The sequence below is a fragment of the Ignatzschineria sp. LJL83 genome, assembly GCF_054871845.1.
Map to the genome: position 1 here is coordinate 21112 of NZ_JBTXLY010000007.1, position 12363 is coordinate 33474.

A 12363-nucleotide genomic window follows, 5' to 3' on the forward strand; every position below is an offset into this window, starting at 1 on the left:
CCTTCTTACTTATTTAAAGTCAGCAATTATGCGCAAACTTTTGGTGTTCCAGCTGCATTTGGACCAAAGAAGTATTCGATTTCAACTGCTGCTGTTTCAGGAGCATCTGAACCGTGAACTGCGTTTGCATCGATAGATTCAGCGTAGTCATGACGAATCGTTCCTGCCGCTGCTTCTTTAGGGTTTGTTGCACCTAAAATTTCACGATGTTTAGCGATTACGTTGTCGCCTTCTAATACAGAAATCACAACTGGACCTGAGATCATGAATTCAACTAAGTCGTTGAAGAAAGGACGCTCTTTATGAACTGCGTAGAAACCTTCAGCTTCTTCACGAGTTAAATGAGTCATTTTTGCACCAACGATTTTGAAACCTGCTGCTTCAAAACGTGAATAGATTGCGCCTACAACGTTTTTTGCAACTGCGTCTGGCTTAATGATTGATAAAGTCTGTTGTTTGCTCATGATGAACTCCCTAAAATCAATTAATGTAAAAATAAAGCTGTTTACTCTACCATAAATAGATAAATTCTACTCAAAAATATCATGGTTTTGGAATGGGATAGCAGGTTTTTACCCTTGATGATGATAAGTCTATATTACCTTACCCTTCATCATAAACAGTCTCCCCAATGACTTTCCCTAAATGCCTCATTGCCGCTACCGATGGGATCTGCGTATAAAACCCTTTAATTTCGTACACTTGATTCTTTCTCACGGCATCAATCATTGTTAAGAACTCCCATTTAGGCGTAATTTGATCGACAACAAGACTCCCCGGTTCTAATAAATTATTACCTGCCATGCTATTAAAAATAAAGATCCATTCTGGATTTAAAAGCGAAATTGATTCTCGTGTTAACTCAGGCGCATTCAAAGGTCCTAAATAGACATTTTCCATGGATAAAGCTTCTAGCAATTCTCCATGAAAACTTCTACCAGCAGCAAGCCGTGGTAAGACTTTAGCGGCATTATCGCCGTAATTATAGAGAATTAAAACTCTTGGAGGTTGTTCTACCTGCTGCTGTGATTCGGGAACAAAAGCGAATAGATCATCTCTCAAAGTATTCCCACCGATCACCATTTCTCCTTCACAATAGTGTCCAATCTCCTGTTTAGCCGCTTCCATATCATCAAGCGTATCCAATGAGAAAACACGATGCTTAATGCCTAGGCTTTTCAGTTTCAGTGAAATCGGATTATTCACACTACCTTCTATAAATACGATATCAGGCTTTAACGACACCACTTTTTCAAAGTTGAGATCAAAATATCCCCCAACTAATTGTCGATTTCTATCTTTAGGCAATTGACAATATCGAGTCGAACCCACAACTCGATCATCTAGTTTCAATGACAGGAGAATATCACTCAATGCCGGTGATATTGATACGATTCGCTGACAATTCTTACCTTCCCCTTTCGGAACGACAATATATTCAGCATAAGCCTGATTCACAAACAAGCCCATAACTAAAACACAAAACTTAGCCAACCAAGCAACCTTCTTATTTAAGGTCATGACGATTAACTCCTTTTTCTTTTCTCTGTCATCTTTACAAATACATAGAGGAAACTAAATCCATTTAGATCATAAACATATTAAGGTAAATTTTCACATGATATTCGTAATAATATAAAAATAGCGTAAGAAAACCTTACGCTATTGATCTCTAAATCAAGTTTATCTCATTCTAAAATCTTATTTCGGACTATTACAAACTTTTTTAAGACTTTATTACAGTGAAATGTTCACACCAATATAAGCCGATCTCCCACGTTCACGGTAACCTTTCGCAAATTCGTAGTCTTTATTCAAGACATTTTGAATTTTAGCATCTACTTCAAACGTATTATTGATTTTATAACTTCCAGTAATATCTATTATTGTGAAAGATCCCAACATTACTTCCTTCCCATCTTTGACATCTTTTCTTGCACTGTAATACGTTGCACTAGCATTCAATGTTAGATTCGTCATTGGTTGATAAGTAACATTCCCAGTCACTTGATGTTTTGGTCTGCGAAGCATTCTCTCATAACTTTTTCCAGGATCTTTCTGCTTTGCATCTAAGTAAGTATAGCTTCCCGAAAGCGCTAGTTGATCATTCAATTCCCACGATCCGACAACTTCAAAACCTTTCATTTTCGCACGATCTAAATTACGATATTCCCCAGTATATGTTCCCGGAAATTCAAAATAATCAATCATATTTTTATAACTAGTATGAAAGTAACTAATTCCAATTAAAGAGCTATTCGTTGGCTTAAACTCTAATCCAACGTCATACCCCCGACTTGTCTCTGCTTTCAATTCTGTATTACCAACATAGTCACCATATAGTTGATAAATATTAGGAGCTGAAAATCCCGTTCCAAAACTTCCCTTTACAGCAAACATCTCATTAAAGTTATAACGTGATGTTAAACGATAGGTTGTTTTACTACCAAAAATCGAGTTTTTATCATATCGAATTCCTACCGTATTAAAGAATCGATCATTAAAATTCAGATCTTGTTCTACATAAATACTTTTTGTATTTTGCGAATGCTTTTGACGATCATCTCCCGAGCCTTGCTCTTTTTGATATGCAAGTCCAAAACGGGTTTTAAAGTCATCATAGAAACTCAATTCATTATCAAAATTAACTGTTTGAGTTTTCCCATAGTATCGGTAATGCGTTTTTCCCATAGGTGAGAAGCTTGAACCACTATAATCATCTCGATCTGACTTCATTAAGGAGTAAGCTAAAGTTGATGTCCATTGATCTTCTAGAAATGATCCATTTAGCGCCACTCTACCCGTAAAAAGCTTTGACTTATTATAATCATTAAAGTTTGTTGTGTTAAAAAAGTTATCGTAATCAGAATATCGATCGTTGTAAGTGAATGCAAAATCAAGATCTAATTCATTTGTTAAAAGATAATTTAACTTTCCTGAAAGCTGACGGTTTTTATTTCGATCTCGATCATAATCATTGTGGGGCTTCTCACTTGAATCCGTTGTCGTGTCGATGCCTTTCACATTTTCAATTAATCCACCTAAAGAGTAACGTAAATTGCCTACTTGCCCTGTCGTAGTTGCACTCGCTTGAACCGTGCCTTTTGAACCTGCCATCAAACGTAATTTTGTTCCCGGCTGATTCAGGTTATTCGTGAAAATTTGGATCACACCGCCCATTGCAGAGCTTCCATAAAGCGCACTTTGCGGTCCTTTCAAGACTTCAATACGATTCACGTCTAAAAGCGATCCTAACATCGAGAAATCTACCGTTCGACCAGTCCCCATCGGATCACCAAGCGGAACACCATCTACTAATACCAATGTATTTTGACTATTCGCCCCACGAATAAAAATAGAACTCGGTCCATTAATCCCATTTTGGCTTAAAATAAGCCCCGGTTGATTGGCAAGTGCTTCTGTTGCGGAATGATATTGTCTTGCTTGAATCTCTTTTTCGGTAATAACAATGCTTTGACTGCCCACTTCGCTTGCTAATGTTGCCGTGCGATTTGCCGTGAAGATGATTTCATCATCATTTTCGATAGTTTCTGGTCGCTCATTAGCGAATGATTGGGAAATTGAGAGCGCAGACAGAACCGCTAGCACACTCACTTTTTGAGAAAGTTGCTCTAACATAAAACCTCTTTAACCTCGAGAGTTGATCCAGTTGGTTGGTGTCTGACTTCATCGAACATCGATATACAGTGGCGGGTCCGTGAGGGAATTTCACCCTACTTCCCAAGTCAACTTGGTATGAAATATTGAATTAAATATAAAATGAGATGCCGGCAATATCCGTCTTAATATAGAAATTGATATCTTGGCATTCATTTAAAACAGCAACATCATACCCTTTTCTGACATTTTTTCTCATTTTTATTCGGAACAACGAATTTTTGCTGTTTGCCTTCTCGTAGCAAAATAAATAGAAAAAATGGTGCCCCTAGAATCGCCGTAATGACGCCCACAGGAATTTCCGCCGGCTTTAACAACACCGACCCCAAAGTATCGGCGATTGCGAGCACCATTCCGCCGAGAAAAATCACGGCAATAAATAATCTTCTGTGATCAACACCAAGAAGCTTCCGGCAAATATGGGGAATCACCATGCCGATAAACCCAATCGGCCCTGCAAGCGCTACAAAAATGCCGGTCATTAAACTCACTACTAAAAAGAGAAATCCCATAATTCGTGCACTATTCACGCCTCGAGAAAATGCAATGGCTTCGCCTTGTTGCAATAAATTGAGCTCCGGAAAGAAGCGGTAGATCAAGAGAAAACAGATCGATGTAACGATCAATAACTGCCATAAATCAGTGAGTGAAACAAACGATAATCGCCCCATCATCCAACTCATCATGGCAAGCGCTGATGATGATTGCCCGAGCGATTGCAGTAACATTAAGATACTTGAGATAAAGAACGTTAAAATCACGCCCATGAGCAGTAATTTAAAGGAGGAATGCCCTGTTCTGAAATTCACTTGATAGATCAAAATCGTAATCAATCCCGCGCCTAAAAAAGAGAATAGACTAATACCACTCATCACGCCAAGCGTTAAGCTGACGCCGAAATAGATATAGATTGCCGCGCCTAAACTTGCGCCGGCGGCAACGCCTAATGTGAAAGGTTCTGCCAAGGGATTTCGTAAAATCGCTTGAAACACTAATCCAGAAAGCGATAATCCTGCGCCAATGAGCCACGCTGCCAATGTTCTTGGAACGCGCATTTGCCAAAAAATTTCACTGCCATCGCTCCACGGCGTTAAAAATGTTAATCCAAACATCGGCGCTATGAAAATTGTCATAAGGCTGAGTATTACAATCATAGTGAGCTTCATTGTTTGCGATTGATGCATCTGCTTCAGAGCTTTTTGCGCACGTTGCGCTCGCTCTTTTCCCTCATGAGAGGTTTCTGGATTCGAGCTTTTCAGATGCGTGTTTTTTAAATTTGAGTTGTTAGAATCTAAATTTTGGGGATTCGAGGATTTCGATAACATAATGATTTTCCTCTTTAGAAATAACGCGCACGATTATCGTGCCAAATTTCAGTAAAGTCATATTCAAAAATAGTGGTTAAAATCTCCCGATTCAGAACCTGATCTTTCTCGCCAAACGCCATCATATTGCCGGATTTTAGCGCCAAAATATGGCTAAAATCTTCCAGAGCATTCATATCATGAGTAATGGATATTACCGTTTTTTCAGCGAGCGAGAGCACTAATTGATTCATCTCTTTTCGATATTTCGGATCTAATGCCGAATTGACTTCATCCAAGAAAATGATCGGTGTTTCTTGCGCCAAAGCGCCGGCAAGATAGACTCTCTGACGTTCTCCGCCACTTAAATCATCTAGCTTTCGGTCTGCAAAAGCGAGCGCATCGCACTGTTCTAGCGATTTTGAAATAATCTCATCATTGATCGCTTTTGAAGTTTGATACGGAAATCGGCTCAATTCGCACCATTCCCAAACGGTCGTTCCCGCTTCAGGATGAATATCTTGCCCGATATAGCTTATGAGTTTCGCCCGATCTTTAAGAGAAATAGCTCCAAAATCTTCCCCAAAAAGCTGATACTGCTCATATCCGCAAGGAATCATGCCAAGAAGCGCGCGCATTAACGTACTTTTCCCCGAACCATTCGCCCCAATCACCGCAAGTTTTGCGCCTTTTGGTAAGGAAAAAGAAATTCCATTTAACAAAATATCGCCATTAGAAAGCATCGCTGTCATTTCCCGAAGCTCTATTGCGCTACTGTTATTTTGCATAATGGGTTCCTATTGATTGCCGGCATTTATCGAATATCGTTCATCGCTCTAAAGATTAGATACTAAAAGAAAACGCTTCAGAATGCTAAAAAGTATCGTGATTTCGGTTTCAAATTCTAAAAAGAATGAGTAGTGCTGGCACGGGATTTTCATAAGAATGCGAGCATTCGACCCAGCGATGAATCAGCCTCTATTTTACAATGCTGCTTTGTTAAATTGGTTTCACGATATCGAATCTATCGAAAAACTGACAGCTTCTTCGCAATCTTACCGCAATTGAAAACGAATGGGTTTGAGCGTAATTCCCGATGCCGGCACTTCTTGAATCTTTAATGCCGGCAATATCTTCTCTACCGCCGAAACCGCACATCGATCTAATCTTTTAAATCCGGAACTTTGAATGATTTCTACAGAAAGTTGTGCGTTTTGATTGAGGATTTTCAAGAATACAATTCCCTCTTCTCCTCGGCGTTTTGAGCTTTCCGGATAACATCCTTCAATTCTAGAATGAATATTCGATGCAAGCTCTAATGCAAACTGATCTCCACTTCGAGCCGTTGCAACTGTGCTATTTTGAGCGTTTTTCGGGCTTTGCGGACTTTGGGGATTTTGCGTATTTTGGGGCTTTGGAGTAACTGAAGGTTTTGAAACACTTGAAGAACCTACTTTCGTTTGCGGTTTTGATGTTTCTTGCTTCGTAACGTTTTCTTGTGCTTTCGAATTTTCTTGGTTTTGGCTATTTTCTTGAGATTTAATCTCTTCAGATGGAAATTCATTCACGAATGTCGCATCTGGATTAGAAGTTTCTACGGCAATGATCTTGTCAGTATCGCCGGCGGGTTTATCAACAACCCTTTCATCATTTCGCTGAATATTCTCTTTCAGCAATTTCTCTAAATCTTCTTCAGCATCTTGATCATCATGATCGCCGGCATTATGATCCACTTCATGATGAGCGCTACTTGCAACAACAGCGAGCGTAAACTCCATCGCTGTGAAATCACTTCCGGCATTTTGTGAGATGGCTAATACTTCACTTCGATAGGTTTTCGCGCCCCAAAACACGATCAAGCCATTTAAGCTGACAGACAAAATCAGAGCGAGCCACACATAGAGGCTTCCGATCTTCATCGATTATATTCCTCGGCCTTGTGATGCCGGCATGATGGTTTGCCACTGCGAATAGTAATGCAGAAACAGCTCGAAATTTGTGAGATATTCAGAAGGCGTTTTTAGCATTAAAAGCTGTATGGAAATAATGAGTGTTGCCAAAATAACAACGGCAAATATCAGACTAAATATCCCGCTCACAATCTTCATACGCAAAGATAAGTTTTGTGGATCGCCGTAACGATTCACTTGTTTTTGGCTTGGCACGAAAATCGCCGAGAGCAAAATGACAACATAGAGCAAAATGCCGATATCAATCCAACACTTTTTCTCATCTAAAAATTGGAGCCATTCTTTTGAAAAAAGCACCTGAAAGCTCGCAAGTGTTGGCGCATCAATAAAGCGTTTCATTTTGGCAATGAAGAATAGAAAATTACTCTCCGCCAACAATTCCATAAAGGCAGAAATCACATAAAAACAGATGCCGTAAAAGATGACGAGCGGAATCATAGCAATCCATGGCGGAATATTGCCATCCATCAATCGACCGATATAGGCATAACTAAAGAGCAGTGAGAGCGAAATAGTTGTAATTAGGAGCGGATATTTCAGCGTCATGATTTTTGTAATGAACTTCATCATGCCGGGAATATTCATCGATAATTGCGGAAGATAAAATGCCGTAACCGCAAGAATAAAGAGCAACCCAAGCGCACAAGCAACGCCGGAAAGTAGGCAAAACACAGAACGATTCAATCGCTGAAATTTTAAAAATGCCGGCATTCTATTCCTCTATCCTTATCCAAATTCTGATCTTGAACCTTACCATAAATCTCAGTTGTCAATCATTGGCTTTCATCATGATTTCATCTGAAATCCGCTTGTTCCCATTATTTATTCACATTACTTTTGCACATTACTTTCCACATTAAAATTCTCTGCATCGAAACCGTTGTCTTGAAGGATATTTAACTGTCTTTTAGTATCTAATTTTGAAAGATAATATGTCAGCAAACTTTAACGTTCCAACGTATCTAACATCGCTTGTAATCCGGCGAGTGTATTGGAAGTATTTTCTCGCATCGCTTCTTTAGACGGCGCTTCGCCCTCTTTATGCCAGAGAATATTGGCTTCCGGCAATTCTCGCAGAAACCTGCTCACCTGACAAGATTCCCATTCGCCGTAACGCTTTCGTTGTCGGCAATAAGTAATATCGAGCTTTTGCCGAGCTCTGGTTACGCCCACATAAAAAAGTCGGCGTTCCTCTTCAATCGTGTCGTTATCGATGCTATTTCGGTGCGGTAAAATATCTTCTTCCAATCCCACCATGAAAACATAGGGAAATTCCAAGCCTTTGGCGCTATGAAGCGTCATTAAAGTCACGGCATTTTCATCTTTCTCTTCATTTTGATTCTCTAAAATGGAGATCAACGTTAAGTTCGAAAGAATATCGCCAAGCGGTGCGGATTCGCCGGCAAACCATTCCCGAAGCGCATTGACACTATTTTGTTTTCGCTCAAAGGCTTTCGGCGAAGAGGATTGATCTTTCAAATAATCCTGATAACCAATGGCGTTTGTGAGCTTATCAAAGAGCGTTTCCACATCCATTTCATATTGCGAAAGTCCTCGAATCATCTTGGCAAATGCCGCACATTTCTGCGCATTTTTCCCAATAAAAGATCCTAAATGAGGATGTTCCAGCGTTTCAAAGAGCGTTAAGCGATGCTCTGCGGCAAATTCTGTGATTTTCTTTAAGGTAATCGCACCAATTTCTCGCTTAGGAATATTGATAATTCGAAGAAGCGACGGATTATCCGCAGGATTTAAAATCAGCTTTAAATAGGAGAGTAAATCTTTAACTTCCGGTTGCTGAAAAAAGCTTGATCCGCCGACCACTTTTACCGGAATGCCGCGCATTCTCAGCGCCATTTCAAAAATTCTAGATTGATGATTTCCCCGATATAACACGGCATATTGCTGATATTGCCCGCCGTGAAGCATGACATCGTGCACAATGGTAGTTGCCACATATTCCGCTTCCGCTTCGGCACTTTTGAAATTTCGAATCTCAATCTTTTCGCCATCGCCTAAATTCGACCAGAGAGATTTATCGTAAAGATGAGGATTGAGCGCAATTACATGGTTTGCGGCTTTTAAAATATGTCCTGTGGAACGGTAATTTTGCTCTAATTTTACTAAAGTTAAATCCGTAAAATCGACTTTGAGCTGATGCAAATTTTCAGGCCTTGCGCCGCGCCAAGCATAAATCGACTGATCATCATCGCCCACAACCGTTAAATGATGCGCTTTGCCAATCAGCAGCTTCACTAATTCATATTGGCAAAGATTGGTATCTTGATATTCATCCACCAAAAGATAGCGAATCTCTTTCTGCCAATATCGGCGAACCTCTTCATTTTCCTGCAATAAACGCATCGGTAACAGAATGAGATCATCAAAATCAATGGCATTATAAGAGAGAAGTTGTGCTTGATAACGCTCGTAAAGCTCGGCTAATGCTAGCTCATATTCATCCGAAGCTTCCGCTTTTAAGGATTCAAGCGAGCGCATATCATTTTTCCAACTAGAAATTCGATCAAGCGCAATACGAATCGTTTCGGCATCGCTCTCAATCAAGGATTCCATGAGCTGAAAGGTATCTTTCTGATCGTAAATCGAAAAACCTTTACGAAGCCCAAGTAGATTGCCGTGCTTTTTTAAGATAGATAATCCTAGCGTGTGAAAAGTAGAAACTTTTACCTTTCTGCCCTTCTCTTTTCCTAATGTTCCGGCTAAACGATCTGCCATCTCTTTCGCCGCTTTATTGGTAAATGTCACGGCAAAAATCGAGCGAGGATCAAAGAACTGCTTTTCGATCAGATATTTAATCTTCTCGGTAATCACACGAGTTTTACCAGAACCAGCGCCGGCCAATACAAGTAACGGCGTATGAATATGATGAACGGCACTCGCTTGCTCAGGATTTAATTTCATACGCTTCCTCTACTTTTAAATATTTTTTAATACTTGAATGCTCTGACAATTTTAGACTGCTTTCAACTAAATTGACTTAATGGGATCAGCTGTCTTGAACAACAAAAGCGGATAAAAAGCTGAGTCGAATGCTTGCATACTTTTGAAGATCCCGCCCAGCATGATGAATCCTTATGATTAAATCACGCGCGCTTGTAATAGATGATGCATGTTGATTACGCCTAACACTTTGCCATTCTCTACCACCGGCAAGGCCGTAATACGCCTTGTTTCCATGAGATGCACCGCATCTACCGCTAATGCATCTGGCTGAATGGTAAAAGGTGTTTTCGTCATGCAATCTGCCATTGTGAGTTCATGCACATCTTTGCCGGTCATGAGCGAACGGCGAAGATCACCTTCTGTAAATACGCCTAATAACTGCTGATCGCTATCCACGGCAACGGAAACGCCTAACGGTTTTTGCGTCATCGCTAATAATGTATCGGTTAAACTTGCGGTTTCAGCAACTGCCGCTAAATCTTCAAACGGCGCCATAATATCTTGCACACGAAGGAGCAAACGGCGACCAAGTTTTCCGCCGGGATGTGAAAAGGCAAAATCTTCCGAAGTAAAGCCGCGCATTTCAAGAAGAGTCACAGCAACCGCATCGCCCATTGCAAGTGCAGATGTTGTACTTGCCGTTGGCGCTAAGTTGAGCGGACAAGCTTCTCTTTTCACAGCAACTAAAAGATGATAATTCGCAGCTTTTGCCAGCGTAGAATTTGCGTTGCCGGTCATGGAAACTAGCGGAATTTGACGGCGCGCAATAATTGGTAAAATAGAGAGAATTTCATCTGTTTCGCCTGAATTTGAGAGCGCAAGCACCACATCTAATTCAGTCAACATCCCTAAATCGCCGTGACTTGCTTCCGCAGGATGAACGAAGAATGCCGGCGTTCCCGTACTTGCTAACGTTGCGGCAATTTTATTCCCAACGTGCCCCGATTTTCCCATGCCAGTAACCACAACTCGTCCTCGACAATCACGAAGAAGCTCACAAATTGCGACAAAATTCTCATTAATTTCTGTCTGCAATGCTAAAACAGCATCCGCTTCAATCTTCAAAACCTCTTTAGCGCTCGCAATATAGCTCTCGGCAGTTCTCTCTTTCATCTCTTAATCCTAGCGTGTCATAGTTACAAAACGCTTCAATTATAGCCCATGATTCTCGTTATCAAAAAATAGTTCTCTCACAAATCATTCTCAGCTCAGAAAAATCATATAATGCTTACTCTAAATGCTTTTATAACGTCTATGAATAGTTATTTGCTGATAGTTATTTATTGGTTTTACTTTCAGTTTGAAATTTTTAAAAAGATTGAGATTGCTGACACGAGATATTTAAAAGAATGCAAGCATTCGAAGCAGCGATGATTTAGCCTCTGTTTTACAATGAAACTTTCTTAAACGAATTTCACTACAGATTCCAATTTAATTGCTTTTTACTAACACTTAATAGGTTTACGATTTCCAACATGCTCACGATTCTTGAAGAAAAACAGACGCTGTTATATGCCATCATCATTGTTATTGCCGTATTTTTGGGGCTCAATTTTGCAGAATCCTTAACAGCTTTCACGGCATTTATTCCGCTGACATTAGGATTACTGATGTTTAGCATGTTTGCGCAAATCCCCTTTTTAGAGCTGAAAAATGCCCTACAAAAACCGCGATTTTTTATTGCGTTATTTATCAGTAACTACGTTATTGTTCCGCTAATTGTTTGGGCGCTTCTGCATGCTTTTTCGCCGGCAACAACGCTGAAAATCGGCATACTACTCGTACTCTTAACGCCGTGTATTGATTATGTGGTGGTTTTTACAAAGCTCGGCAAAGGCAATGCCGGCTTAATGCTCTCCGTCACGCCCTTTCTCTTCTTTACACAGCTCTTATTATTACCACTCTATTTTTGGCTATTTATGGGCAATGACATTGCCGGCATTATTACGATAGAACCGCTCATCCAAACGTTTTTCTATATGATTGTGATTCCTTTTATTTCGGCAATGCTTTTGCAATTTCTCGCAAGTAAGCATTCTAAAATGAATCAGGCGTTATCGTTATCGGCATGGTTTCCCGTGCCATTAATGGCACTCGTACTCTTCTTAATTGTCGCAACACAAATCCCGATGATTTCTCAGAATTTAGCGCAGATTCTAACCGTTATTCCTATCTATATTCTCTTCTTAATATCGGCATTTATTGCTTCGCTGATGATCGGCAAACTCATGGGATTTCAGGCAGAAGATACTCGCACCTTAATTTATAGTACCGGCACACGAAATTCCCTTGCCGTTCTGCCCTTTGCCTTTGCGCTTCCGATAGAGATTGCCGGCATTGTCGCTTCTGTCATTGTGACGCAAACACTGGTGGAACTTGTCGGCGAACTGTTCTATACAAAAATCACACCGCATATTTAGTACATCTAATGCACCAAAATCGATCAT

10 protein-coding genes and 1 riboswitch are annotated in these 12363 nt (G+C 40.2%); of the genes, 1 reads left to right on the forward strand and 9 read right to left on the reverse strand.

Translation table 11 applies throughout. The features are described 5' to 3' along the window. Positions 1-26 precede the first annotated feature (26 nt). The 9 genes from ndk to ACYSN2_RS05745 all read right to left on the reverse strand — a co-directional run bounded on the left by ndk (position 27) and on the right by ACYSN2_RS05745 (position 11029). Positions 27-464 (reverse strand): nucleoside-diphosphate kinase, encoded by a 438-nt coding sequence (gene ndk, locus ACYSN2_RS05705; protein WP_461749295.1) that lies wholly within the window; start codon positions 462-464, stop codon positions 27-29. A gap of 139 nt (positions 465-603) precedes the next feature. Continuing rightward, positions 604-1521 carry an ABC transporter substrate-binding protein gene (locus tag ACYSN2_RS05710; RefSeq protein ID WP_461749296.1) on the reverse strand — a complete coding sequence of 306 codons (918 nt, stop codon included), beginning with the start codon at positions 1519-1521 and terminating at the stop codon, positions 604-606. Between the two features lie 216 nt (positions 1522-1737). Further along, complete coding sequence (locus ACYSN2_RS05715; protein WP_461749297.1) at positions 1738-3639, reverse strand: TonB-dependent receptor plug domain-containing protein; 1902 nt, start codon at positions 3637-3639, stop codon at positions 1738-1740. A 16-nt stretch (positions 3640-3655) separates the two neighbouring features. Further along, a riboswitch (cobalamin riboswitch) is annotated at positions 3656-3808 on the reverse strand. Between the two features lie 40 nt (positions 3809-3848). Further along, positions 3849-5003: a FecCD family ABC transporter permease gene (locus ACYSN2_RS05720; protein WP_461749298.1), complete on the reverse strand. Its 1155-nt coding sequence runs from the start codon at positions 5001-5003 to the stop codon at positions 3849-3851. Between the two features lie 14 nt (positions 5004-5017). Then, positions 5018-5770: an ABC transporter ATP-binding protein gene (locus ACYSN2_RS05725; protein ID WP_461749299.1), complete on the reverse strand. Its 753-nt coding sequence runs from the start codon at positions 5768-5770 to the stop codon at positions 5018-5020. A gap of 267 nt (positions 5771-6037) precedes the next feature. Next, positions 6038-6901, reverse strand: a complete 864-nt coding sequence (locus tag ACYSN2_RS05730) for a TonB family protein (protein ID WP_461749300.1) — start codon at positions 6899-6901, stop codon at positions 6038-6040. Positions 6902-6904: 3 nt separating this feature from the next. Further along, a complete protein-coding gene (locus tag ACYSN2_RS05735) occupies positions 6905-7663 on the reverse strand; it encodes a hypothetical protein (RefSeq protein ID WP_461749301.1) in 759 nt (252 codons plus the stop codon). A gap of 234 nt (positions 7664-7897) precedes the next feature. Further along, the gene (locus ACYSN2_RS05740) at positions 7898-9874 is read right to left on the reverse strand and encodes a UvrD-helicase domain-containing protein (protein WP_461749302.1); all 1977 of its coding nucleotides are present in this window, start codon (positions 9872-9874) and stop codon (positions 7898-7900) included. A 177-nt stretch (positions 9875-10051) separates the two neighbouring features. Then, a complete protein-coding gene (locus ACYSN2_RS05745) occupies positions 10052-11029 on the reverse strand; it encodes a KpsF/GutQ family sugar-phosphate isomerase (RefSeq protein WP_461749303.1) in 978 nt (325 codons plus the stop codon). Between the two features lie 362 nt (positions 11030-11391). Between ACYSN2_RS05745 and ACYSN2_RS05750 the strand changes: the two genes are divergently transcribed. After that, entirely contained in the window at positions 11392-12336 is a 945-nt protein-coding gene (locus ACYSN2_RS05750) for an arsenic resistance protein (RefSeq protein WP_461749304.1), read from the forward strand. The last annotated feature ends 27 nt before the right edge of the window (positions 12337-12363 follow it).

Bases quoted from the DNA above. Each gene is read 5' to 3' on its own strand.
- ndk (WP_461749295.1), bottom strand. From the start codon at position 464: ATGAGCAAACAACAGACTTTATCAATCATTAAGCCAGACGCAGTTGCA.
- ACYSN2_RS05710 (WP_461749296.1), bottom strand. From the start codon at position 1,521: ATGACCTTAAATAAGAAGGTTGCTTGGTTGGCTAAGTTTTGTGTTTTA.
- ACYSN2_RS05715 (WP_461749297.1), bottom strand. From the start codon at position 3,639: ATGTTAGAGCAACTTTCTCAAAAAGTGAGTGTGCTAGCGGTTCTGTCT.
- ACYSN2_RS05720 (WP_461749298.1), bottom strand. From the start codon at position 5,003: ATGTTATCGAAATCCTCGAATCCCCAAAATTTAGATTCTAACAACTCA.
- ACYSN2_RS05725 (WP_461749299.1), bottom strand. From the start codon at position 5,770: ATGCAAAATAACAGTAGCGCAATAGAGCTTCGGGAAATGACAGCGATG.
- ACYSN2_RS05730 (WP_461749300.1), bottom strand. From the start codon at position 6,901: ATGAAGATCGGAAGCCTCTATGTGTGGCTCGCTCTGATTTTGTCTGTC.
- ACYSN2_RS05735 (WP_461749301.1), bottom strand. From the start codon at position 7,663: ATGCCGGCATTTTTAAAATTTCAGCGATTGAATCGTTCTGTGTTTTGC.
- ACYSN2_RS05740 (WP_461749302.1), bottom strand. From the start codon at position 9,874: ATGAAATTAAATCCTGAGCAAGCGAGTGCCGTTCATCATATTCATACG.
- ACYSN2_RS05745 (WP_461749303.1), bottom strand. From the start codon at position 11,029: ATGAAAGAGAGAACTGCCGAGAGCTATATTGCGAGCGCTAAAGAGGTT.
- ACYSN2_RS05750 (WP_461749304.1), top strand. From the start codon at position 11,392: ATGCTCACGATTCTTGAAGAAAAACAGACGCTGTTATATGCCATCATC.